This window comes from Rhodoferax antarcticus ANT.BR (genome assembly GCF_001938565.1).
GTDB lineage: Bacteria > Pseudomonadota > Gammaproteobacteria > Burkholderiales > Burkholderiaceae_C > Rhodoferax > Rhodoferax antarcticus.
In genome coordinates this window covers 1-23,878 of record NZ_MSYM01000007.1, presented here as the reverse complement: position 1 = coordinate 23,878, position 23,878 = coordinate 1, and the positions used below count along the sequence as shown (strand labels likewise).

At 61.5% G+C, this 23,878-nt stretch carries 20 protein-coding genes and 1 pseudogene; 11 read left to right on the top strand and 10 right to left on the bottom strand.

All coding sequences use genetic code 11. The annotated features are described in order from the left end of the window. Positions 1 to 34 precede the first annotated feature (34 nt). Positions 35 to 991 (bottom strand): tetratricopeptide repeat protein, encoded by a 957-nt coding sequence (locus BLL52_RS03340; RefSeq protein WP_075585320.1) that lies wholly within the window; start codon positions 989 to 991, stop codon positions 35 to 37. Between the two features lie 49 nt (positions 992 to 1,040). On the opposite strand from BLL52_RS03340, the gene purE reads away from it, so the two are divergent. The 3 genes from purE to BLL52_RS03325 are packed head-to-tail and all read left to right on the top strand — an operon-like array spanning position 1,041 to position 3,752. Further along, a complete protein-coding gene (gene purE / locus BLL52_RS03335; protein WP_075585319.1) occupies positions 1,041 to 1,535 on the top strand; it encodes a 5-(carboxyamino)imidazole ribonucleotide mutase in 495 nt (164 codons plus the stop codon). Beyond that, positions 1,532 to 2,737 carry a 5-(carboxyamino)imidazole ribonucleotide synthase gene (locus BLL52_RS03330; protein WP_075585318.1) on the top strand — a complete coding sequence of 402 codons (1,206 nt, stop codon included), beginning with the start codon at positions 1,532 to 1,534 and terminating at the stop codon, positions 2,735 to 2,737. Before purE ends, BLL52_RS03330 begins: the two co-directional genes overlap by 4 nt. A gap of 28 nt (positions 2,738 to 2,765) precedes the next feature. Next, on the top strand, positions 2,766 to 3,752 hold the full coding sequence (locus tag BLL52_RS03325; RefSeq protein WP_075585317.1) for an L-threonylcarbamoyladenylate synthase: 987 nt from the start codon (positions 2,766 to 2,768) through the stop codon (positions 3,750 to 3,752). 69 nt (positions 3,753 to 3,821) lie between these two features. On the opposite strand, the gene BLL52_RS03320 is transcribed toward BLL52_RS03325, so the two are convergent. Both BLL52_RS03320 and dacB read right to left on the bottom strand, forming a co-directional pair. Next, positions 3,822 to 4,076 (bottom strand): SemiSWEET transporter, encoded by a 255-nt coding sequence (locus BLL52_RS03320; RefSeq protein ID WP_075585568.1) that lies wholly within the window; start codon positions 4,074 to 4,076, stop codon positions 3,822 to 3,824. Positions 4,077 to 4,167: 91 nt separating this feature from the next. After that, complete coding sequence (gene dacB, locus BLL52_RS03315; protein WP_075585316.1) at positions 4,168 to 5,646, bottom strand: D-alanyl-D-alanine carboxypeptidase/D-alanyl-D-alanine endopeptidase; 1,479 nt, start codon at positions 5,644 to 5,646, stop codon at positions 4,168 to 4,170. A 128-nt stretch (positions 5,647 to 5,774) separates the two neighbouring features. Between dacB and BLL52_RS03310 the strand changes: the two genes are divergently transcribed. From BLL52_RS03310 to BLL52_RS19885, 5 genes are read left to right on the top strand one after another with little or no spacing between them, the layout of a single operon-like run. Beyond that, on the top strand, positions 5,775 to 7,400 hold the full coding sequence (locus tag BLL52_RS03310) for an HD family phosphohydrolase (protein WP_075585315.1): 1,626 nt from the start codon (positions 5,775 to 5,777) through the stop codon (positions 7,398 to 7,400). Between the two features lie 54 nt (positions 7,401 to 7,454). Further along, positions 7,455 to 8,486 (top strand): DMT family transporter, encoded by a 1,032-nt coding sequence (locus BLL52_RS03305; RefSeq protein ID WP_083633763.1) that lies wholly within the window; start codon positions 7,455 to 7,457, stop codon positions 8,484 to 8,486. Between the two features lie 54 nt (positions 8,487 to 8,540). After that, positions 8,541 to 9,239 (top strand): tRNA (adenosine(37)-N6)-threonylcarbamoyltransferase complex dimerization subunit type 1 TsaB, encoded by a 699-nt coding sequence (gene tsaB, locus BLL52_RS03300; RefSeq protein WP_075585313.1) that lies wholly within the window; start codon positions 8,541 to 8,543, stop codon positions 9,237 to 9,239. Then, on the top strand, positions 9,236 to 9,706 hold the full coding sequence (gene rimI, locus BLL52_RS03295; protein ID WP_075585312.1) for a ribosomal protein S18-alanine N-acetyltransferase: 471 nt from the start codon (positions 9,236 to 9,238) through the stop codon (positions 9,704 to 9,706). The genes tsaB and rimI overlap by 4 nt, the downstream gene beginning before the upstream one ends. A gap of 57 nt (positions 9,707 to 9,763) precedes the next feature. Continuing rightward, entirely contained in the window at positions 9,764 to 10,819 is a 1,056-nt protein-coding gene (locus BLL52_RS19885) for a uracil-DNA glycosylase (RefSeq protein ID WP_083633762.1), read from the top strand. A 15-nt stretch (positions 10,820 to 10,834) separates the two neighbouring features. Here BLL52_RS19885 and BLL52_RS03280 read toward each other — a convergent pair whose 3' ends face one another. Further along, complete coding sequence (locus BLL52_RS03280; RefSeq protein WP_075585567.1) at positions 10,835 to 11,785, bottom strand: cation diffusion facilitator family transporter; 951 nt, start codon at positions 11,783 to 11,785, stop codon at positions 10,835 to 10,837. A gap of 199 nt (positions 11,786 to 11,984) precedes the next feature. Here BLL52_RS03280 and pyrF point away from each other — a divergent pair, with 199 nt between their 5' ends. Then, on the top strand, positions 11,985 to 12,842 hold the full coding sequence (gene pyrF, locus BLL52_RS03275; protein ID WP_173861791.1) for an orotidine-5'-phosphate decarboxylase: 858 nt from the start codon (positions 11,985 to 11,987) through the stop codon (positions 12,840 to 12,842). Positions 12,843 to 13,025: 183 nt separating this feature from the next. Here the strand turns inward: pyrF and BLL52_RS03270 are convergent, their stop codons facing one another. The 6 genes and pseudogenes from BLL52_RS03270 to BLL52_RS03245 form a co-directional block, all read right to left on the bottom strand. Then, positions 13,026 to 14,978, bottom strand: coding sequence for an acyl CoA:acetate/3-ketoacid CoA transferase (locus tag BLL52_RS03270; protein ID WP_075585309.1), 1,953 nt, complete (start codon positions 14,976 to 14,978; stop codon positions 13,026 to 13,028). Positions 14,979 to 15,001: 23 nt separating this feature from the next. Next, positions 15,002 to 15,574, bottom strand: a pseudogene (locus BLL52_RS03265) (ATP-binding cassette domain-containing protein); the annotation flags it as partial. 17 nt (positions 15,575 to 15,591) lie between these two features. Beyond that, positions 15,592 to 17,025, bottom strand: a complete 1,434-nt coding sequence (locus BLL52_RS03260; RefSeq protein ID WP_075585308.1) for a hypothetical protein — start codon at positions 17,023 to 17,025, stop codon at positions 15,592 to 15,594. Further along, positions 17,018 to 18,328 (bottom strand): tyrosine-protein kinase family protein, encoded by a 1,311-nt coding sequence (locus BLL52_RS03255; RefSeq protein ID WP_075585307.1) that lies wholly within the window; start codon positions 18,326 to 18,328, stop codon positions 17,018 to 17,020. The genes BLL52_RS03260 and BLL52_RS03255 overlap by 8 nt, the downstream gene beginning before the upstream one ends. Next, on the bottom strand, positions 18,325 to 18,741 hold the full coding sequence (locus BLL52_RS03250; RefSeq protein ID WP_075585306.1) for an SAM-dependent methyltransferase: 417 nt from the start codon (positions 18,739 to 18,741) through the stop codon (positions 18,325 to 18,327). The genes BLL52_RS03255 and BLL52_RS03250 overlap by 4 nt, the downstream gene beginning before the upstream one ends. 23 nt (positions 18,742 to 18,764) lie before the next feature. Then, entirely contained in the window at positions 18,765 to 21,863 is a 3,099-nt protein-coding gene (locus BLL52_RS03245; RefSeq protein WP_241839003.1) for an excinuclease ABC subunit UvrA, read from the bottom strand. A 305-nt stretch (positions 21,864 to 22,168) separates the two neighbouring features. Here BLL52_RS03245 and BLL52_RS03240 point away from each other — a divergent pair, with 305 nt between their 5' ends. Together BLL52_RS03240 and ssb are read left to right on the top strand one after the other, a co-directional pair. Then, positions 22,169 to 23,362, top strand: a complete 1,194-nt coding sequence (locus tag BLL52_RS03240) for an MFS transporter (protein WP_075585304.1) — start codon at positions 22,169 to 22,171, stop codon at positions 23,360 to 23,362. A 78-nt stretch (positions 23,363 to 23,440) separates the two neighbouring features. Next, on the top strand, positions 23,441 to 23,878 hold a 438-nt coding region (gene ssb / locus BLL52_RS03235), incomplete at its 3' end, for a single-stranded DNA-binding protein (protein WP_075585303.1).

Below are 23,878 nucleotides of genomic sequence, written 5' to 3'. Positions count from 1 at the left end.
GGACTTACCATTGTGAACTTGGCTTCTGTGCGTGTCAATTGAGCATCATGCTCAACCGCCTTCGGTATGTGGACACCAGGGCGGCCTGCGGGTCTTCTTGCACGGCAGCCTTGCCCAGCACCTCAATGCCAGAGGCGGTTTTACCGGGGATCGGTAGGGCGTTTTTCTGCTTGGGCGGGGTGAGGAGCGCCAGAATCGCCACCATGGCTTTGCGCGGCGCTTCATCAGCCCACTTTTTGTCGCGCATGATGATTTCCAGCAACTCGTCCATGGCCGCGGTCCATTCGCGCAGCGCCATCAGCATCCTGGCTTTGGCAAAACGCGCCTCAAAGTCGCGTTTGTTGGCCGCAATAGCCTCATCAAATTGCGCTACAGACCATTTGGCATAGGGGCTAGAAGCTATGTATAGCATGGCATTCAACCACTGCGACAAAGCTTCAAAGCGCAGTTGTTTGGGGATCTCTGTGAGTTTGGGGGCCAGCGCTGCCTCGGCTTCTTCAAAGCCGCCCAGGTCGATCAGCAGGCGGATGTAGTCATAGCGGGCGTCATCATTGCCGGGGTCTTTGGCCAGTGCGTCGGCCAGTTTGGCCAGCGCGGCTTGGGGGTCACCTGCGTCTAGAAGTTCCAGCGCCTCGTCGGTTTCGGCCTCGGCCATCAGCCCCTCAACGCTTGGCAGATTTTTGTCTAGAAACGCCTTGATTTCACCGGCGCTTTGTGCACCGGTAAAGCCGTCAACCGGCTTGCCACCGACCATCAGGATGCAGGTGGGAATACTGCGCACGCCAAAGGCGCCAGCGAGCTGTTGCTCATCATCAGAATTGATCTTGGCCAGGGTGAAACGGCCCTGGTAGTCTTCTTCGAGTTGTTCCAGCAATGGCCCCAGCGACTTGCACGGGCCGCACCAGGGGGCCCAGAAATCGATCAGGATCGGCTGGGTCATCGAGGCGGCAACCACCTCGGTTTCGAAGTTTTGCAGGGTAATTTCAATCATGGCAGTAGGGCGTCTTGGGGTTCGGCGAGGTCAAACGTAAAATTCAAGGATGAAACACATCCAAATCGGTGTGCTCATGGGCTCCAGTTCGGACTGGGACACCATGCAACACGCAGTCCACATTCTCCAACAGTTCGGTGTCAGCCACGAGTTTCGGGTGGTGTCCGCCCACAGAATGCCTGATGACATGTTTGCCTACGCCGAGAGCGCGGTGGGCCGTGGCCTCAAAGCCATCATCGCCGGGGCGGGTGGCGCGGCGCATTTGCCAGGCATGCTGGCGGCCAAAACCACCGTGCCGGTGCTGGGTGTGCCGGTGGCCAGCAAACATTTATGCGGGGTCGATTCGCTGCACAGCATTGTGCAGATGCCCAAGGGCATTCCGGTGGCAACCTTCGCCATTGGCGCTTCGGGCGCAGCCAACGCCGCGCTGTTTGCGGTGGCTATGTTGGCGGGCAACGACATCGTGCTGCGCGCCCGCCTGGAAGATTTCCGCGCCGAACAGACCCAGATGGCACGCGAGATGACGCTGCCCCCGGTGTTATGAGCGGCTCGGTTTTGCTGCCCGGTGCTATCGGGCTGAACGGTGACGGCCAGCCCACCACGCTGGGGGTGATGGGTGGCGGCCAACTCGGGCGCATGTTTGTGCAGGCAGCGCAAATCATGGGCTATTTCACCGTGGTGCTGGACCCCGATGTGATCAGCCCGGCCGGGCTGGTGAGCCACCACCACATCCAGACCGACTACCTCGACCCGCAAGGCCTGGTGCAACTGATGCAGCGCTGCGCCGCCATCACCACCGAGTTTGAAAACGTGCCCGCGGGTGCGCTGGTGACGCTGGGTGCCGCCCGGCCCACCGCCCCCAGCGCCGACGCGGTCGCCATCGCGCAAGACCGCATCCAGGAAAAGGCGCACCTGGCACGCAGTGGCGTGCCGGTGGCACCTTACGCGGTGATTGAAAGTGCGGCGGATCTGGCAGCGGTGGCCGACGACCTGTTGCCCGGCATTCTGAAAACCGCCCGCCTGGGTTATGACGGCAAAGGCCAGGTGCGCGTGGGCACCCGCGCCGAGTTGGCCGCTGCCTGGAAGGCCTTGAAGGGCGTGCCCTGCGTGCTGGAAAAAATGCTGCCACTCGCGGCAGAGTGCTCAGTGATCGTGGCGCGTGGCTGGAACGGGGAATGCGTGCACTTCGCGCCGCAGCGCAATCTGCACCGCCAAGGCATTCTGGCGGTGACCCAGGCTTATGAGGAAAATATGCCTCTAGCCCTTTCACAGCAAGCGGTAGAAGCTGCTAAAAATATAGCAAACGAGTTGCATTATGTGGGCGTGCTGTGCGTCGAATTTTTTGTCCTGACCGAGGGTTCGCCGGAACGCGCGTCGCTGGGCGCGCTGGTGGTCAATGAGATGGCGCCGCGCCCGCACAACAGCGGCCACTACACGCTGGACGCCTGTGACTTGTCGCAGTTTGACCTGCAGGTGCGCACTCTGGCTGGCTTGCCGCTGGTGCAGCCGCGCCAGCACAGCGCGGCGGTCATGCTCAACCTGCTGGGCGACTTGTGGGTCAATGGTGTGACGCCGCGTTGGAATGCGGTGCTGGCGCTGCCGGGCGTGCATTTGCACCTGTACGGCAAGCTGCAGGCCAACAAGGGCCGCAAGATGGGCCACCTGACGGTGACTGCCGCCAGCGCAGCGCAGGCCAACGCCACCGCACTGCAGGCGGCAAGCTTGTTGGGTGTTGAGGCGTTTTGAATCCGCTTTTGTCGCATCGGGTACGCCTGTGATTCTGTCTGCAGAAGATTCAAATTCGATAGCTATTAGCGCAGACTGCATAAGGGTCGGAGGCCTTTTAGGCTTGCCAACCGAAACAGTTTATGGCCTGGCCGCAGATGCCGACAACGATGCCGCCGTGGCGCAGATCTTTGCCGCCAAGGGCCGCCCGGCAGACCACCCGCTGATCGTGCATCTGGCCGATGCCACCGCCGTAGGCCATTACGCGGGCGCTGTGCCGGACTTTGCCCGCGCGCTGATGGCTGCCTTCTGGCCCGGCCCACTCACATTGATCCTGCCGCGCCGCCCAGGTGTGGCCGATGCAGCAGCGGGCGGAAACCCCACCGTGGGGCTGCGCTGCCCTGCGCACCCGGTGGCGCAGGCGCTGCTGCAGGCTTGTGCGGCGCGAGGTGTCTGGGGCTTGGCCGCGCCCAGCGCGAATCAGTTTGGCCGCGTCAGCCCGACCACCGCGGCGCATGTGCAAGGCGAGTTTGGCGATGACCTGCTGATTCTGGACGGCGGGCCGTGCAGCGTCGGCATTGAGTCCAGCATCATCGACTGCACCCGTGGCCAGCCCGTGCTGTTGCGCCCGGGGGCCATCACGCCCGAGCAAATGCAGGCGGCATGCGGCCTGAAAGTGCTACGAAATAACGAGCTTCCAGCCCTTTCTGATCAAGGCCCCAAGGCCTCTGGAACCCTTGAATCACACTATGCCCCGCAAGCCCGGGTGCGGTTGATGGATGCTGCCGCCTTACGCGCTGCATTGCCCAGCGCACCTGCCAGTGTGGCGGTCTGGGCGCGTGATGGGGTGCCTTTGCCGGAGCGGTCAGCCAGGTATCGCCGCATGCCCGCCAGCGCTGAGATAGCAGCGCAACAGCTGTTTGCCATCTTGCGTGAACTCGACGCACTGGGCGTGGCAGACATCTGGGTACACACCCCGCCAGACACCCCGGACTGGCTTGGCGTGCGCGACCGGCTGCAGCGGGCCGCCTTTTAAAAACGTCGAAAGGCGTCATGTCGACCGCTGACCGCTGACCGCTTGTTTGCGCGGGCGGCGCTGGCCAAGTCAGCGGTAGCGCAGCTTCATCACCAGAATGGCGCTGGCCAGCGCCAAAGTAATCGCGTTGGCAATCACGATGGGCCAGGCACCCAGCAGCAAGCCGTAGATCAGCCAGCAGGCCACGCCTGTGGTGAACACGCTGTACATGCCCAGAGAAATGCCGCTCACATCCTTGGTTTGGAAGGTGTGCCAGGCCTGGGGCAGAAAGCTGGCGGTGGTCAGGATGGCGGCCAAGGTACCGACGGTGTCAATCAAGTTCATGGAGGGTGCTGCGCTGGGTGGTGCGCGATTGTCGATCAAGCCGCCCTATTTCGGGGCAGCGCCTGACCGCAAGCACCTCGTGCCCCTGAGCTCAACGCGTGGGTAGCGCCGCTGCTAGGCGGTTAGCCTCGGTCCCAGCCCAGTCCACCACCGCGTCCATGGCCGGGCGGGCTGCGTTGGCATTGGGGTGGTTAATGACGGCCACCAGCACCAGTTGGCGGCCATTGTTGCCATGCACATACCCAGCCAGCGCCAGCACATCGCGCAAGCTGCCGGTTTTCAGATGCGCGCTGGCCAGCGGGGCGCGGCTGCGCTTGAGCGTGCCATCCAGCCCCACCACCGGCAGCGAAGCCATCAGTTCCGGCATGAACGGTGACGCATACGCCAGCTGCAGCAGACGTGCCAACCCTTGCGCGCTGATGCGCTCTTGGCGCGACAGACCGGCACCGTTGTCCAGCACGGGCGCCGCGCCCGTGCCGATGCGCCGCGCCCACCACTGTTGCAGCACCGCGCGCGCGGCTTCAAAGCTGGCCGGTTCTGTCGGTGCCGCCTCACGCGCCAGGGTCAGAAACAGCTGCTGCGTCATGACGTTGTTGCTGAATTTGTTGATATCGCGCAGCACTTCGGCCAGGGTCGGGGAGATGGCTTGCAGCGTCGGCGGTGTCGCCGGTGCGTGCCCCAAGCGCACCGCCCCAGTGAGCTGGCCGCCCAGAGCGAGCCACATGCCTTGCAGCGCGCGCGCCGTGTAGCTGGCTGGGTCAGCGTAGGCCATTGGCCAGGACTTTTCGCCACAGCTGGCCGGATAGCGGCCTTTCAGCAGGATCCGCGCGGGGTCAGAAAAGTCTGCCTGCAGGGCGGCGCGGTAGTCGTTGCAGGGCGCTTGCAGGTTGGTCGCCAGCGGTGCTTGCGTGGGCAGGCGCACGCCATGTAGCGGCGGCTCGATGTGAATTCGTGCCACTTTATTGGCCAGATCAGGCACCAGAGTCAGCGTTACCGCCTTGAAGTTGATCAACAGCGCCTCGGGCGTGGCGTTGTAGGGGCGCAGCGGCTCGCCATCAAAGTCGCCGGGCTGGGTTGGCGCCTGGGCAAAGGCGCTGCCGTCCAGCACGATGTCGCCATGAATCCGCACGATACCCAGGCCCTGCACACGGCGCAGCAGCAGCCAGAGTTTTTCGACCGTTAGCGCCGGGTCGCCGCGCCCGGCAATCACCAGGTTGCCGTACAAGGTGCCGTTTTGCACCTTGCCATCTACCCACACGGGGGTACGCCAGGTGTAGGCCGGGCCCAGCAAGTCCAGCGCGGCGGTGGTCGTCAGTAGCTTCATCACCGACGCTGGGTTGGCCAGCACCTCGGCGCGGTGGCTCAGGCGCGGCTGGCTCAGGCCGTCGGCGTCCACCAGTATTAGGCTGACCGAATCTGCGGGCACCTGGGCGCGCAGCAGGGCGCTGCTGATGGCCTCGGGCAGCGGCTGGGCCAAGGCGGTCAGGGCGGTCAGGGTGGTCAGGGCCATAGCGGCCAACCAACTGCGGCAAAGCAACGGCCGACGAAGGGGTGCGAGCAAAGTGGTCATGGCGGGATTATCCGGGGCCACAGCGCGTGCCTACTCGCAGCGCTGCCCAGCGCGGTTGCCACCTGCAGGGTGGCATGCCAGAATGAAACCTCTGACACCACCGCAGCAGCAACCGACTCAGGGACACCATGCAGAACAACGCGTTCAACACCGTCCAGGGGCTGCTCAGGCGGCTGGAGCAGCTCAATGCCATTGGCGCCTCGCTGTCGGGCGAGCGCGACATCACCCGGCTGCTGGAGCAAATTCTGCTGGCTGCCAAAACCATCACCCATGCCGACGGTGGCACTCTTTACCGCATGCTGGAAGATGGCCAGACGCTGCGTTTTGAGATCTTGCGCACCGATTCGCTGCAGATCGTCATGGGCGGCACTTCGGGCCAACCGATGGATTTTCCCGATGTCAAACTGGTGACCGAGGCGGGTCAGCCCAATGACCATCTGGTAGCGGCCTATGCGGCCATTCATGGTGTCACGGTCAATGTCGAAGATGTCTACAGCCAAACCGATGCGTTTGACTTCTCTGGCACACATGTGTTTGACGCGCGTATTGGCTACCGCTCCAAATCGTTTTTGACCGTGCCGATGCGCGACCATGACGGCAAAACCATTGGTGTCTTGCAGCTGATCAACGCGCAGGCGCCCGATAGCCATGCGGTGCAGGCGTTTTCAGATGCTGATCAGCGCCTGGTGGAGTCGCTTGCCTCGCAGGCGGCCATTGCGCTGAGCAACCGGATGCTCGTAACCCAGCTCGAAGCGTTGTTTGAATCTTTTATCGGGCTGATCAACCTGGCCATCGACGAAAAATCGCCCTATACCGGCAAGCACTGTCAGCGCGTGCCGGTCCTGACCATGATGCTTGCCGAAGCCGTTGATCGCACCACCACCGGCCCGCTGGCGGACTTCCATCTGAGCGACAAGGATCGCTATGAGCTGAAAATCGCCGGGCTGCTGCACGATTGTGGCAAGGTCACCACGCCAGTGCATGTGGTGGACAAAGCCACCAAGCTGCACACTTTGTATGACCGCATGGGTGTCATCGACACCCGCTTTGAAGTGCTCAAGCGCGACGAAGAAATCGCCGCGCTGCGCCAGCAACTCGACCTCCGCGCGCCGCTGGATGTGCATGCCGAGACCGACCTGATGGCGCGTTGCCGCGCCCGCCAAGCGGCTGTGGATGACGACCGCGATTTTTTGCACCGCGCCAACATGGGCAGCGAGGGCATGTCGGACGCCGATGTGGCGCGCGTCAATGCCATAGGTACCAGCAACCAGTGGCGCAACCCTGACAGCGTGCAGGCCAATTTTTTGTCGGCCGACGAGATGGAAAACCTGTGCATCCACAAGGGCACGTTGACCGCCGCCGAGCGCGAAATTGTCAACCACCACATCGTCGCCACCATCAAGATGCTGGAAAAGCTGCCTTGGCCGCAGCACCTGAAAAATGTGCCCGAATTCGCCGCAGGCCACCACGAACGCATGGACGGCCGGGGCTACCCCAAGGGCCTGACGCGCCAGCAGATGTCGGTGCAGGCGCGCATCATGGGCATTGCCGATATTTTTGAAGCGCTCACCGCGCGCGATCGGCCCTACAAGTCGGGCATGAAGCTGTCGCAGGCCATGCGTATCCTGAAAGAGTTTCGCGACGACGGGCACATTGACCCGGATTTGCACGATGTGTTTGTCCAGCAACAGGTGTACCGCCGCTACGGGGAGCAGTTTTTGAATGCCGAGCAGCTCGACGAGGTGCCCTGCTGACCCTCTGCCCCTCTGGGCATCAAAACCGCAGCCCGGCCCCCGATAATCTCGGCTATGCCTGATTCCCACCACCCTCTTCTTGCGCGGTTTTCCCCCCGCGCGGTGGGCATGGCTGCCGCTTTTGTCACGGTGCTGGTCTGGACCTCGTTCATTTTGGTGGCCCGCGCCTCCAACGACCCGGCGCGCGGCGGCTTGCTCACCCCGTTTGACATTGCCTATTGCCGCATTCTGGGCGCCAGCCTGATCCTGCTGCCTTGGGGCGCCTGGCTGGTGCGCCAGGACCGTGCGCGCGGCATCATCGGTGCCTCCTGGCTGCGTTTGTCGCCTTTGCCTGCCCACATCACCTTCAAGCTGGGTTTGTTTGGCGGGCTGCTGTACGCCTTGCTGGCTTACAGCGGTTTTGTGCATGCGCCCGCGCTGCACGCCTCGGTGCTGATGCCGGGCAGCTTGCCATTGTGGACCGCACTGCTGGCGATGTGGCTGCTGCGCGAGCGCATCACGCCCGCGCGGGCGCTGGGTCTGGCGCTGATTGTGTTGGGCGATGTGCTGGTGGGGGGCGCAAGCCTGCTGCGGGCGTTTGATGGTGGTTCGGTCTGGTTGGGTGACGTGTTGTTCATGACGGCCGCCATGTGCTGGGCGGTCTACAGCGTGCTGGCGCGGCACTACAAGCTTGACGCGGTGCGCGCCACCATCGCCATCACCACCCTGGCCTGCATCACCTACCTGCCCACCTACACCGCGCTGGCGCTGACTGGCATCGTCAAATCCAACCTCTTTCATGCGCCCCTGGCAGATCTGGCGTTCCAGGCCATGTTTCAGGGCTGGGGCTCGGTGGTGATCTCCGGGGTGACCTTCACCCAGATGATCCGCCACTTTGGCCCGGTGCGCTCGACCATGATCACCGCCCTGGTGCCGGGCCTCTCGGCATTGGGTGCTGTGCTGCTGCTGGGCGAGCCGCTGCACTGGAATCTGGCGGTGGGGCTGCTGCTGGTCACCGGCGGTATTTTGTTTGGTGTGCGGGCGACGTTCCCAGTTGCTCCGCAAAGAATAGCTGTTAGCGCAGCTACTGTAAGGGCTGGAGGCTGATTTGGCTTATAAATGTCAACATGAGACAAGTAGGCTGATGGCAAGGCGTTGGCTATGAACTTGCTCGCCTTGGACACCAGCACCGAACAGATGTCAATCGCCGTGCAGCGCCGCGGTGTGGGTGCGCCGTGGCAGCACACAGCGCCGGGTGGCGCACGCAGCTCCACCCACCTGATTCCCGACATTCAACGACTGATGGCGCAGGCGCAATTGCAGTTTGGCGAGCTTGACGCGATTGTGTTTGGCGCCGGGCCGGGCTCATTCACCGGCTTGCGCACCGCCTGCTCGGTAGCGCAGGGGCTGGCTTTTGGCGCGGGCGTGCCGGTGCTGCCGGTGGACACCTTGCTGGCGGTGGCCGAAGAGGCGCGCTTTCAAAGCGGCGAGGCCGACCCGTGTGCCGTCACCGCCCTGCTGGATGCACGCATGGACGAGATGTACGCCGCGAGCTATTTATTTGAGAGCGGACTGTGGAAGCAGCACGAGGGCTACAGCCTGATTAAGCCTGAAAACTTGGGGTGGGATGGCAGCGGCATGCTGGCTGGCAACGTGTTTGCCGCCTATGGCGCGCGCCTGCCAGACGGCCCGGGGCTGCGCCTGCTGGCGCTGCCCACCGCCACCGCCATGCTGCGGCTGGCACCCAAGCTGCTGGCCGCTGGTGGCGCGGTGCGGGCAGATCAGGCCTTGCCCACCTACCTTCGCGACAAGGTGGCGCAAACCACGCTGGAACGCGCTGCCGCCAAGGCTGCCGTATGAACGCATTGCTCAAACCCATCGAGGCCCGCCTGGAGCCGATGCGCGAGTCTGATCTGGATGCGGTGCTGGCGCTGGAGCTGCAGGCTTACCCGCACCCGTGGCAGCGCAAGCACTTTTCCGACTGCCTGGCCGGGGGCTACCAGGCGCAACTGCTGATGGCGGACGACACCCTGCTGGGCTACTTTGTCGCCATGCCGGGCTTTGAAGAGGCACATCTGCTCAATCTTGCGGTGGCCCCCAGCCACCAGCGCCAGGGCTGGGCGCTGGTGCTGCTGGATGCGCTGGTGCTGTGGGCGCGCGGCAAGGGGCTGCAATGGGTCTGGCTGGAGTCCCGCGCCAGCAACAGCCGTGCGGTGCAGGTCTACCAGGCGCACGGTTTTCGCCAAGTGGGCGTGCGCAAGCACTATTACCCGGCCAGTAACGGCCAGCGCGAAGATGCGCTGGTGATGAGCCTGAAGCTCAATTAATGGGTGCCCTGGCGTGCCCAGCCCGCCCGCTTGCACCGAGTCGGTGAAAATCAGCCCATGCGTCTTGATCTGGACACCCGTCAACGTGCCATGCTGGCCGAGATGGGCGTGCACGTCTGGTGGCCTGCCAGCGCCGCACCGGATGCTGCGTTGGACGCAGTTGCCGCCGCCAATCTGCAGGCGGATAGCGACCGCCAGAACGCTATTGAGGATGTAGCTGCTACCGCTCATTCCATAAGGGCTGCAGGCCAAAAACTTGCAAATTCCTCATCCGCTTCATCCGCCTCGGCACCCAGCCTACTCAAGGCTGAGGCGTTGACCAGCCGTTCAGCCGCAACCCAGTCCCGGTCCGCCGAGCAACAACAGGCGCCATCCACATCGGCATCTACATCGACGCAGGCATCGCCATCGCCGCCACGCCAGCCACCGACAGCGCGCGGGCCCGCGCCTGCCATCGTGATGCCGTTGGCCGCTGGCATCGCGCAAATGGAGTGGCCGGCCTTGGCCGAGAGTGTTGCCACCTGTCAGGCCTGCAGCATGTGCTTGGGGCGGCAAACGCCGGTGCTGGCGGCCCCACCAGAGCAGCTGCGTGCCCACTGGCTGGTGCTCGGCGAGCCGCCCGACGACGCGCAGGAGCGAGCCGGTGCGCCGTTTGTGCAGGACGCTGGGCTGCTGCTGGACAACATGCTCAAGGCAGTCGGCGTCAGACGCCATCTACCTGATACGCCGCCCGGCGAGCCACACGACCCAGCCCACACCGCCTACCTGAGTCTGGTGCTGAAATGCCGCCCGGCTGTGCCTACCGCGCCCGATGCACAGGCGCTGGCGGCCTGCGCGCACTACCTGTGCCGCGAAATTGCGCTGGTGCAGCCCAAAGTGATTCTGGCCATGGGCCGTCTGGCGATGCAGGTGCTGCTGAGTGTTGACCATCCGCAGGGTCTGAAACTGCCGCTGGGCAAGCTGCGCGGCCAGGTTTGGCACTACCAGGGCGTGCCGGTGGTGGTGACTTATCCGCCCACCTACCTGCTGCGCAATGCCCCCGACAAAGCCCGCGCCTGGGAAGACTTGTGCCTGGCCCTTGACGTGGCGCGCGGCCCGGCAGCGCAGCTTTGAGTCAAGCCAGCTTGCTCAGGGCAGGATGGCCTGGGTGTGGTCGAGATCCGGCCGGTGGTACGGGTCGACGTGGGTCAACAGGTGCAGCACCCGGTGGTGCTGCGTGACCCGCCGTTGCGCCGCCACGGTAATGTCATGCGCCTGCTCCACGGTGAGGGTGGCCAGCACCTCCAGATGTGCGTCCACCACAATCATGTCGCCCATTTTGCGGGTGCGCACATCGTGCACGCCGCTCACCCCCGGGGTATCGAGCAGGGTCTGACGGATGGCTTGCACCTCGGTGTCGTCCACCGCCCGGTCGGTCAGGTCGTGCATGGCGTTCCAGCCAAAGCTCCAGCCCATGCGCAGCACCATGAAACCCACGATGGCGGCCGCAATCGGGTCCAGGATCGGGTAGCCTGCCAGGTTGCCGATGATGCCTACCCCCACCACCAGCGACGAGGCCGCGTCAGAGCGGGCGTGCCAGGCGTTGGCCACCAGCATGCTGCTCTTGACCCTTTTGGCCACCCTGAGCATGTAGCGAAACAGCAGTTCCTTGGCGGTTAGCGCCCCTGCCGCCACCCACAAGGCAGAAATATGCACCGTGGCAATCGTGTCGGGTGCCTGCAGTTTGCTCACCGCCGACCACAACATGCCCGCGCCCACCGCAAACAGCAGCATGCCAAGGATCAGTGAGGCGGCTGTCTCAAAGCGCTGATGGCCGTAGGGGTGTTGGGCGTCCGCATCTTTCTGGCTGTGGTGGTTGGCAAACAGCACCACAAAATCCGCCACCAGGTCCGACAGCGTGTGAATGCCGTCGGCAATCAGGCCTTGCGACTTGCTCAGCACACCAACCACGATCTGCAGCACCGTCAACACCAGGTTCACCCCGACGCTGACCCAGGTGCTGCGCGAAGCCGCTTGCGCGCGCTCAGCGGCGGTGTACTGCGGGTGGTCTTGGTGTTCGGAGATGGGATCGTGCTGCATGGGTGACAAAGAAACGCCAAAAAACAAAGCTGGCGGGCCAAAGAAGGTGGTGAGCACCGCAAAAGCGGGCAGTTTAGGTGTTTTGTGTGACGGGTCGTTGGATCAAGGTTGCATCAAGTGTACTGACGGGGGTATTTGTCGGGCGTCTTAGGTGCTTGCGGGTGTGTGGCGGTCCTGGGTTGATTCTTACAATCCGGGTATGAACTTCACCAGTATGCTCCAGCGCGCCGAGCGCCAAAACCAGTCCCTGTTGTGCGTTGGCCTGGACCCTGATCCCACCCGCTTTCCCCAGCGCTTCAAGGGTGACGCCAGCAAAATCTTCGACTTTTGCGCGGCCATTGTCGATGCCACGGCCGAACTGACGATCGCCTTCAAGCCGCAGATTGCTTACTTTGCCGCGCACCGCGCTGAGGAACAGTTGGAGCGGCTCATCAACCACATTCGCCGCGCAGCGCCCCAGGTGCCGGTGATTCTGGACGCCAAACGCGGCGACATTGGCAGCACCGCCGAGCAATACGCCATTGAGGCCTTTGAGCGCTATGGCGCAGATGCAGTGACGCTGTCGCCGTTCATGGGTTTTGACTCAGTGCAGCCGTACCTCAAACACCACGGCAAAGGCGCGTTTTTGCTGTGCAGAACCTCCAACCCCGGTGGCGACGACTTTCAGAACCAGCGCCTGGCCAGCGTGGCTGGCGAGCCGCTGCTGTACGAGCACATCGCGCAGCTGGCGCAAGGCCACTGGAACCTGAACGGCCAGCTCGGCCTGGTGGTGGGCGCCACCTACCCCGGCGAGATTGAGCGGGTGCGTGCGTTGGCGCCGACCTTGCCGCTGCTGATCCCCGGTGTGGGAGCGCAGGGCGGTGATGCACTGGCCACAGTCAAGGCGGGCTGGCGCGGCCAGATGGATGCCGATGGCCTGCCTGAGACCACCGGTGCCATCATCGTCAACTCGTCACGAGCGATTTTGTACGCCTCCAGCGGCGAAGACTTTGCGGCTGCCGCGCGGCGCGAGGCGCTCAAGACGCGTGAGGTGTTGCGGGCAGCGCTGCTGGCGTGAGCGCCGCTGGGTCACTCGGTGATGCACCCAGCGGCGAGCAGAAATATTAGTCGTTTTGGCCTCCAGACCTTATAGATAAAGCGCTGGTAGCTATCAATTTAATCAAGATGAGTCTATTCCTCTCCCCTTGGGGCGGGGAAATTTATTGACCAATCGTTCAGCCACTAGCCTTGCGCTACAGACTCAGGGTATCGGCGCGTTGCCGTTGCCCACCTCGAGGCGGGCCTTCAAAAAGCCGCCCGTGCCGTAGCGTGTGACGCGGCTGTAAAAGCGGCGTTTCAGGCCCTGCACCATGGTCGAGTAGGCGTCAAACAGCGGCGCCAGGATGGTGAAGCTGTCGTAATTCACCACCACCGCCACCCGGTGGCCCAGCGGTTGCAGTAGATCGGTCACCTGCGTCTGGATGTTGCTGATGTCCTCCAGGCTGTTGATGGACAGGCCCTCAAAATTGATGAACAACAGGTGTTGCCCGCCGTCGAGCTCCAGGCGCTGTGCCAGCGGCGTGCTGAGCATGCGCTGGCGCAGGCCCAGCGGCCCGGGTTTGAAGAGAGCGGCATCCATCAGCTTCAGGTGCGGGCTGATCGCCGGGGCGAAGTCCATCAGCGCCAGCACGTCGCGCTGCAGGTCCGCGCCTGGCGCGATTTCGATGAGTTCCAGCGACGGTGCCTCCACGCTGCCAATCAGGCGCAGCACGCAGCGCTCGGTGACATACAGCACCTGCTGGCCGCGCCGGATGGCTTCACGCGCGCTAAAGGTGCGGTGCTCCACCTGCTGCACAAACTTGCGCTGGGTGCCTTCGTTGTCAATCTGCAAGCGGCCTTCCACCACGCGGGTCAGCAGCTCACCGGCGGTGAAGGTGCCAACAAACACCACCGTCTTGGCGTTCTGGCTGATGTTGATGAAGCCGCCCGCGCCAGCCAGGCGCCCGCCAAACTTGCTCACATTCAGGTTGCCCTGCGCGTCGGCCTGCGCCAGCCCGAGAAACGCCACGTCGAGCCCGCCGCCGTCGTAAAAATCAAACTGGCTTGGCTGGTCGATCACGGCCTGAGCGTTGATGGCGGCGCCAAAGCTCAGGCCACCGGCGGGGATGCCGCCAATCACGCCCGGCTCGGCGGTGAGAGTCAGCAGGTCAAACACTTTTTCTTCGGTGGCTACCGTCGCCACGCCCTCGGGCATGCCGATGCCCAGGTTCACCACGCTGTTGGGGCGCAATTCAAGCGCTGCGCGCCGGGCAATCACCTTGCGCGCGCTGAGTTCCATGGGCTCCATCATGTCCACCGGCACACGGATTTCGCCCGAGTAAGCGGGGTTGTAGGCCTCAACGAAGGTTTGCATGTGGTGGGCCGGGTCACTGGCCACCACCACCGCATCGACCAGAACACCCGGCACCTTGACGCTGCGCGGGTGCAGGGTGTTGCGTTCGGCCAGCCGCTCTACCTGGGCGATGACGATGCCGCCGCTGTTGCGCGCTGCCATGGCAATCGCCAGCGCTTCGAGCGTCAGGGCTTCGCGCTCCATGCTCAGGTTGCCGTCCGGGTCAGCGGTGGTGGCGCGGATGATGCCCACGTTAATGGGCAGCGCCTTGTAAAACAGGTAGTCGCGCCCATCGATGGTCATGCGCTGCACCAGATCCGCGGTGGTGCGCGCGTTGATCTTGCCGCCACCGTGGATCGGGTCCACAAAAGTGTCCAGCCCCACATGGGTGAGGGTGCCGGGCTTGCCAGCGGCAATGTCGCGAAACAGGTGGGTGATCACGCCCTGCGGCAGGTTATAGGCCTCAATCTGGTTGTCGATGGCCAACTGCTGCAGTGCAGGCACCAACCCCCAGTGCCCGCCAATCACCCGCGCCACCAGGCCCAGATGGCCCAAGTGATTCAGGCCGCGGGTTTTGCCATCGCCCTGACCGGCGGCGTAGATCAAGGTCAGGTCGCGCGGGGCGCCCAGGCCGGTCTGCGCTTCGGTTTGCACAAAGCGCTGCTCCAGGGCCACGGCGATTTCTTCGGCAAAACCGATGCCGACAAAGCCGCCGGTGGCCACCGTGTCGCCGTCGTGGATCAGGCGCACCGCGTCAAACGCGCTGACCACCTTGTTGCGCCGGGCGCCGGGGCTGTGCAGGTCATCAATTCGGGTGTGCACAAGTGTCTCCTAGAAAAAATGTATTACATCAGCCGCGCCAGGTAGCGCCCGGTGTGGCTGGCGGGATTTGCCGCCAGGGTTTCCGGCGTGCCCACACCCACCACCGTGCCGCCGCCGCTGCCGCCCTCGGGGCCCATGTCGATCAGCCAGTCAGCAGTTTTAATCACGTCCAGATTGTGTTCAATCACCACAATCGTGTTGCCCGCGTCGCGCAACTGGTGCAGCACCTGCAGCAGCAGTTTGATGTCGGCAAAGTGCAGGCCGGTGGTGGGTTCGTCCAAGATATAGAGCGTGCGCCCGGTGTCACGTTTGGAAAGCTCCAGTGCAAGTTTCACGCGCTGCGCCTCCCCGCCCGACAGCGTTGTGGCCGCTTGCCCGAGGCGGATGTACGAGAGGCTCACGTCGAGCAGGGTGTGCAACTTGCGCTCGATGGTCGGCACGGCTTTGAAAAACGCGTGCGCGGCTTCCACCGTCAGCTCCAGAATCTGCGCGATGTTTTTGCCCTTGTAGAGCACTTCCAGGGTTTCGCGGTTGTAGCGCTTGCCCGCGCACACGTCGCAAGGCACATACACGTCGGGCAGAAAGTGCATTTTGACCAATAACTCTGCGAGTTTTACTTTACGGGCTTGACCCCTCCACGACGACCAAGGCCGAAACCGACACGGTAGAGGTCGGGCAAATTGATGCGACCGTCTTTTTTCGTCTCAAAAATACCTAGGCGTTCGAGATCCTTGTGAACACCTTCCCACCCGCGGCCTATATGCTGCGGAGGCAATTTATTGAGAGTGCTCGCATCCAAGACAGGACCAAAGGCAACAATCCATGCTGCTTCGATGGTCGCGAACTCACAGGGAACGGTAAACCCTTTGAGCGGCTCCATGACGCGGGTGACCCATGGGTAATCCTCCGCCATTTCCTGAACACGAATTTCTGATGCTTTTTGCACGCCCCGCTTGATGCTTTCGTAATGCAAGGCATAAGGATGCGCTGGATACTTTTCAAGCGAATCTTCTGCGGCCTGACGCATAGCCGCCAGAAAAGACCGGGGTGATGTACGCCCCCGTGCATCCGCCAAGTGACTTACAGACCACACGTAAGGCACGCCCCTGCGACGGTCTTTTCCCATCCATGCGCCCGCAAGCACTTCAAACAAACCACGCTGCGAGGCAGTGTCGCGCTGCACTTCGTCTGAAATCAAGAAAACGCCTGACTCTGATCGCGGGGCAACCCCTAGGGCTTTTTCGTAAACCCCGCGCAGGTATTCACCATCTGCGCCAACCGAGTTGCAAAACATATGCCAAAGCAAACCATGTAAATCATGCGGTGCCCATGTGAGCTCGGCTTTGGTGGCTAGTAACTTAGAGGCATCAGGGAAATTGGTAACCGTTCGTTCTGCTTGATCCTCGCGCAGGAAGACCTTGGCATGTAAGCGTGTAAATGACTTGAGCCACAGCGTGACACGCAGCAGATCACGGACGATGACATCCATCGTTTCCCAGTTGTCGCTGGTTAAATCCAGGGCATCAAAAACAATCAACCCAAAGCGCTGTTGTTGTAAAAAAAAATTGTTGGCGTTTTGCAGTAATTTGGCTACAGGCTCTGGATTTTGTTTAACCCATGCTACTGATTGACGCCACTCCTCTTTTGGAAAGGTTGATTTGGTGGTGACAGCAAGCCAGCGCACAACCACACTTCGCCAAATCTCATAGGGTGTGTAACCGCCTTCCATGAGCTGCGCAAAGGTTTCCTTATCAGGGTATTCGGACGGATTCTCGGTTTTCGCAAATCCAGTGGTCACATCGGTGTACTCCAATTCACTCACAGAGTTTTTTAGAAGTGCCCGCAGTGAGGTAGAACCAAGTGCTGCAGTCCAAAACGATTTACCAACCCCTCGTGCCCCAATCACCAAATTGCATTCCAGCCGCAATGCCTTGACATGGGCGGGGGGGAGATACACCTCCCGCGCATCTGGCGTTTCACCGTGATTGGATGTTGTGAGAGGTAAAGCCTGCGCAATGGCCTCACGGATTTTTTGCGTATCAGTCATGAGGCATTTGCTCCTCTTGTGTTGTTGCACGTTTTACGCCAGTAATCAAGTCACCAAACACACCTTTAACTTGATCAGGTTCAATGTCGTCAAGTCGCGCGTGAAGAGATCGCACTGCTGCAAAACCCCGATTCCAGTGAATAGGCCATGGATTGTGCGGAGCACCCACTTCGGATTCATCAAAACTCCATATTTCCTCAGAGACTGTTTTCCCGGCCTTGACCGGGTCATACAAATCGTCCACAAATAAATCCCATGCAGACTCTCTTAGATCAGAGAAATACTCGGTACCGCCAACTTCTGGTATCAGTGCACCCACCAATTGCAGTCTTTCACGAATTTCGCGCACAACACCCGTCGTGCGCCAGTGCTGAAATAGGATGCGATAACCAGACCAAGTTTGCTCTCCTTCTATAGCAAACAAGAGCACCAATGCGGCGCCTAGGTCAGTCACACAGGCAGAGGCAACCTCATCAATGCCCGCACGGGAATCTATCAAAATCACGTCAGGTTTTAGCTTTTTCTCCAAGGTATTGAGCAGACGTTGCAGGCGCTGCGACCAAGACTCACGCTGCCCATTGGTTGACACCTTGGGCATCCAGGCACGTCCGAGTTTGGAGACGTATTCCCCAGGATTTACCCCGTGTGCAGGAACCACGTAAATATCACCATCGTGGGACAACGCGCTGGTGGCGATCATGTCGCGCAATACCGCGTCACCGTTATCCACCAAGTCTTCAACCAGCCAATCGGTGATCCCAAAGGTCGGGCGGCGTTCGTTTGGAAGCAGGGACGATGACAACCCTGGCGACTCCAAATCGAGGTCGAGCACCAACACCCGCTTACCACTTTGAGCCAATGACCAAGCTGTAGCAGCCATGGCTGTAGATCGCCCTACGCCGCCTTTGATGGAGAAGAAAACGACGCGGGGTACACCGGTTGCGATAGGAGATATGGTTGACCAATTGCCCTCAGTGGCTAGGCGATCAATCACCCACACGCCATCAATATCAGTAAGCGGCGCTGAAAAACATCCGTGCTGCACCGTGTCGATACTTTCTTCAAAAAAAATGGATTGACTGGGGGCGAAGGCGTGTGTACCGAGTCGTTCAAACATCGCTAGTGTGATGAGGCCCAGTGTTTGCAGCGCATCTGCGTCATCCTGCCACTTGTCGGCAATGATCAGCCTAACTCGTCCATTGAGGTCACGATTAACGTAAATTGGTGCCATTTTGCAAATGGTGGGCTGATGGCCTTTCAAAATCGCTACCAACTCGGGAAGTATTTGATCAAATGTGGTCATATCAGGCCTGCCTTTTCTGCATTTTTGATAAGCGCATGAACATGCTGCGCAGCAGTACGGTGTGGCTCCACACGGCCAAGGTTGAAATTCTGCTCTTGCGCGTAACGTTGTTCGACTTTCCAATCAATGAAAGGATTGGATGCAGACAATGCATATTGCGTCCCATCTAAATGACCTGAACGATAAGTCTCATAACGCACCCAAACTTTGTCAGCATGAATCCAATCTGTTTTCCGATCTGCTGGCGAACCAATCGGGTCCGTTTGCATTCCGAATGCGACCATAAGTCGTTTGAGTCCACATTCTGCCGCCATGCCATACAGGTGGTCCGCATTCGCTAAGCGCGAGGCACTAAATAGGGCGTCAGCATCGCATAAGTGTCTACGGTGCGCATCCAGAAAATCAGTGTTCATCAATGATCCTTGTGTGGGCGAGATTATCTGTCCGATACCAGCCGCGCTAGGTAGCGCCCGGTGTGGCTGGCGGGATTTGCCGCCAGGGTTTCCGGCGTGCCCACACCCACCACCGTGCCGCCGCCGCTGCCGCCCTCGGGGCCCATGTCGATCAGCCAGTCAGCAGTTTTAATCACGTCCAGATTGTGTTCAATCACCACAATCGTGTTGCCCGCGTCGCGCAACTGGTGCAGCACCTGCAGCAGCAGTTTGATGTCGGCAAAGTGCAGGCCGGTGGTGGGTTCGTCCAAGATATAGAGCGTGCGCCCGGTGTCACGTTTGGAAAGCTCCAGTGCAAGTTTCACGCGCTGCGCCTCCCCGCCCGACAGCGTTGTGGCCGCTTGCCCGAGGCGGATGTACGAGAGGCCCACGTCGAGCAGGGTGTGCAACTTGCGCTCGATGGTCGGCACGGCTTTGAAAAACGCGTGCGCGGCTTCCACGGTCAGCTCCAGAATCTGCGCGATGTTTTTGCCCTTGTAGAGCACTTCCAGGGTTTCGCGGTTGTAGCGCTTGCCCGCGCACACGTCGCAAGGCACATACACGTCGGGCAGAAAGTGCATCTCGACCTTGACCATGCCGTCGCCCTCGCAGGCTTCGCAGCGCCCGCCGCCGCTGGCCTGGCTCACGTTGAAGCTGAAGCGCCCCGGCCCGTAGCCGCGCTCACGCGCGGTGGGTACCTCGGCCAGCAGCTCACGAATCGGCGTAAACAAGCCGGTGTAAGTGGCCGGGTTGGAGCGCGGTGTGCGGCCAATCGGTGACTGGTCGACGTTGATGACCTTGTCAAAGTACTCGATGCCTTCAATGGCGGTGTGTTCAGCTGGCTCATCATGCGCGCGGTAAATGGTGCGCGCCACGGCTTTGTAAAGGGTGTCGTTGACCAGCGTGGACTTGCCCGAGCCCGACACGCCAGTCACACAGGTGAACAGCCCTACCGGAAAGGCCACATCGACATTCTTCAGGTTGTGGCCGCTGGCGCCGATGACCTTCAGCGCCTGCATGTCACCCAGGGTAGCGTTGTGCAAAGCCTCGCGCTCGGCGCGCCGCTGCGCGGCCGGGCTGGGCGCAAACCGGCTGGTTTTGCCGACGTTGAAGGCTTTAGGTGCTTGGGTGGGTAGCCAGGCGTTTCGATGCGGCGGCACCTCAATCTTCAAAGTATGAGCCAGATACTGGCCGGTGAGCGATGCCGGGTTGGCCTTGACCTCGTCAAACGTGCCTTGCGCCATGACGCGCCCGCCGTGCACACCGGCGCCTGGCCCTAGGTCAATGATCTGGTCGGCGGCGCGCATCATGTCTTCGTCGTGCTCCACCACCAAGACACTGTTGCCAATGTCGCGCAGGTGTTTCAGGGTGTCGATCAGGCGGTCGTTGTCGCGCTGGTGCAGGCCAATGCTCGGTTCGTCCAGCACATACATCACGCCGGTCAGGCCCGAGCCAATCTGGCTGGCCAGACGGATGCGCTGGGACTCACCGCCGCTGAGCGTCTCGGCGCTGCGGTCTAGGCTCAGGTAGGTCAAGCCCACGTCGTTGAGGAATTTCAGGCGCAGGCTGATTTCACGCACAATTTTGGCGGCAATGTCGCCTTTGGCGCCGTGCATGGTCAGGCTGCTGAAGTAGCTGAAACACTCCGCCAGCGTTTGGTGGCTGAGTTCGAAGATGGCGCGAGCTTGGTCGCCCTCGCCAATCTTCACATGCCGTGCCTCAAGGCGCAGGCGGCTACCACCGCAATCCGGGCACGGCTGGGTGCTGCGGTAACGCGCCAGGTCTTCGCGGACCACCGACGAGTCGGTCTCGCGGTAGCGGCGTTGCATGTTCGGGATGATGCCCTCGAACGGGTGCTTTTTGCTGACCTTCTTGCCCTCGGCGCTGGCATCCATGGCGTAGGCGAACTTGATTTCTTCCTCGCCCGAGCCATACAACACTGCCTGCTGAACGGCCTCGGGCAGCGTCTCAAACGCGTGGTCAATGTCAAATTTGTAATGCGCGGCGAGGCTTTCCAGCATGGCAAAGTAGTAGGCGTTGCGCCTGTCCCAGCCTTTGATGGCACCGCTGGCCAGGCTCAAGGTTGGGAAGGCGACGACCCGCGCCGGATCAAAAAAGTCTTGCTGGCCCAGGCCGTCACAACTCGGGCAGGCACCCATCGGCGAGTTGAACGAGAACAGGCGCGGCTCCAGTTCGGCAATCGAGTAGCTGCACACCGGGCAAGCAAACTTGGCGTTGAATAAGTGCTCTTTTGGCCTGTAGCCCTCGTTCTGATTGGGTAAGCTGCTATGCATTTCCATAACAATGGCGCGGCCATTGGCGAGCCGCAGCGCGGCCTCGAAGCTCTCAGCCAGACGCTGTTTGAGCGCGGAAAACTCGGCGTGGGCGGCCACGGAGTCTGCGTCAACCGTCGATTCTTCGGCCCCATCCTTATCCGCATCCGTCGCGGCAGCAGCAGTCGTGGCGCGGGCAGGTGGCGCGTGGCGTACCTTGATGCGGTCGATGACCACATCAATGTCGTGCTTCTCAGTTTTTTTAAGCGCCGGCAACTCATCAAACTCATAGGCCACACCGTTGATGCGAAAGCGCACATAACCCTGCGCCTGCATGTCGGCAAACACGTCCAAAAACTCGCCTTTTTTTTCGCGCGCCAGTGGTGCCAAAAGCATCAGGCGGGTGCCCTCGGGCAGGGCCAGGGTGGTATCGACCATCTGGCTGACGGTTTGCGACTGCAGCGGCACATGATGCTCCGGGCAATACGGCGTGCCCGCGCGGGCAAACAGCAGGCGCAGGTAATCGTGAATCTCTGTCACGGTACCCACGGTGGAGCGCGGGTTGTGACTGGTGGCTTTTTGCTCAATGGAGATGGCCGGCGACAGGCCTTCAATCACATCCACATCGGGCTTGTCCATCAGCTGTAAAAACTGCCGCGCGTAGGTGGACAAGCTCTCCACATAGCGGCGCTGACCTTCGGCGTAGAGCGTGTCAAACGCCAGACTGGACTTGCCAGAGCCACTCAAGCCGGTGATCACCACCAGTTGGTTGCGCGGGATGTCGAGGTCGATGTTTTTCAGGTTGTGGGTGCGTGCGCCACGGATACTGATGGTCTGGTGCTGTAGGGCACGGGCAAGGTACTTGCCATCAGTCGTGGATTCGAGGTACTTGCCGTCTTCAGGTTTGTTCAAGGCGATGACTGCTTAAAAAGGGGTGGTGAAAATGCACCGGGAAAACCCACCATGATAGTCATTGGAGGCGTGAACGTGAGCGCGTGGCCGCCGCCAGTGGTTCTGGCCAGGTGAAAATACACCCCCGAAATTGGAGAAATTTCTTGGTACCCGCACCGCACCCGCCTGTGACCGCCGCATCTGCCGCAGCAACTACATCCTCCACCTCTGCCGCCTCTGCCAGCATGACGCGCTCGGAGCTGCGCGCGACTTTTTCCCTGGCGTCGATCTTTGGCCTGCGCATGCTGGGCCTGTTCATGGTCGTGCCGGTATTTGCCCAAGAGGCGGTGCGTTATCCGGGTGGCGACAACACCAGCCTGATCGGCTTGGCGCTGGGCATCTACGGGCTGACCCAAGCCGCGCTGCAGTTTGTTTATGGCATGGCGTCAGACCGCTGGGGCCGCAAGCCGGTGATCGTGGCGGGTTTGCTGGTGTTTGCCGCCGGCAGTATGGTGGCAGCTGTGGCACCGTCGTTGCTATGGGTCACGGTGGGGCGGGCGCTGCAGGGCGCGGGCGCGGTGTCAGCGGCCGTCACGGCTTTGCTGGCAGACCAGACGCGTGATGGGGTGCGCACCAAGTCCATGGCGCTGCTGGGGGTGAGCATGGGGCTGACCTTTGCCCTGTCCTTGGTGGTGGCCCCGCTGCTGGCGGCTTGGGCCGGGCTGGTGGGCATCTTTGCCATCACCAGCGCGTTAGCGTTGCTGGGTATTGCCGCGGTGATCTGGTGGGTGCCCGCCGAGCCTGCCCAGCAGATCAGCCGACAAGACGGTCGGGTGTTGGTCGTGTTGCGCAGGCCAGACCTGCTGCGGCTCAACTACGGCGCTTTTGTCTTGCACGGCGTGCAACTGGCCATGTGGCTGGCGGTGCCAACCCTGCTGGTGCAGGCCGGTTGGCCGCAGGCGCAGCATTGGCAGGTGTACCTACCGGTGTTGGTGGGCTCGTTTGTAGTGATGGGCGGCAGCTTGTTTCAGCTGGAAAAGCGTGGCTATGTACGTGCCGCGGTGCTGGTAAGTGTTGCCTTGATGACTTTTGTGCAACTGGGTTTTTGGTGGCAAATTGGCCGCCAACCCTCTATTTATATGCTGAGTGCGCTATTGTTTTTATTTTTTTATGGCTTCAACGTGCTGGAGGCCAGTCTGCCCAGCATGGTCTCACGGCTGGCCCCGCTGCCCAACCGGGGTGCGGCGCTGGGCATCTACAACACGCTGCAGTCGCTGGGTTTTTTTGCCGGTGGCTCGCTGGGCGGCTGGGCCATGCAGTGGGGAGGCGCGCAGACGCTTTTTGCCGGTTGCGGCGCTTTGATGCTGATCTGGCTGCTGCTGGCCTGGCCGATGAAAATTCCCGCAGACACGCCTTTGCAGACGCTGGCGAAAGCCTGATAAAGTGTTCTTTTGCAATCCAGTCAGGTCGAGTCGGGTTTGTTGACATCGGCTGACCTCCAACATTGAAAGAAAGTTATGGCTTCGGTAAACAAAGTGATTCTGTTAGGCAATCTGGGCCGTGACCCGGAAGTGCGCTACATGCCCAGCGGGGACCCGATCGCCAACATCACCATTGCCACTAGCCGACGCTACAAAAACAAGGCGGGTGAAATGACTGAAGAAACCGAGTGGCACCGCGTTTCATTTTTTGGCCGCCTAGCCGAAATCGCCAGCCAGTACCTGAAAAAAGGCAACCCGGTCTATGTTGAAGGCCGCATACGGACCAACAAATACACCGACAAAGACGGCATTGAGAAGTATTCGACCGAGATTGTGGCCAGCGAAATGCAGTTGCTCGGTGGCCGCGAAGGCCGGGGTGCCCCGTCCGGTGACGATGACGGTTATGGCGGCGATGCAGGCGGTAACTACGCGCCGCGCCCGGCGCCGGCATCGCGTCCGCCAGCCCCCGCGGCT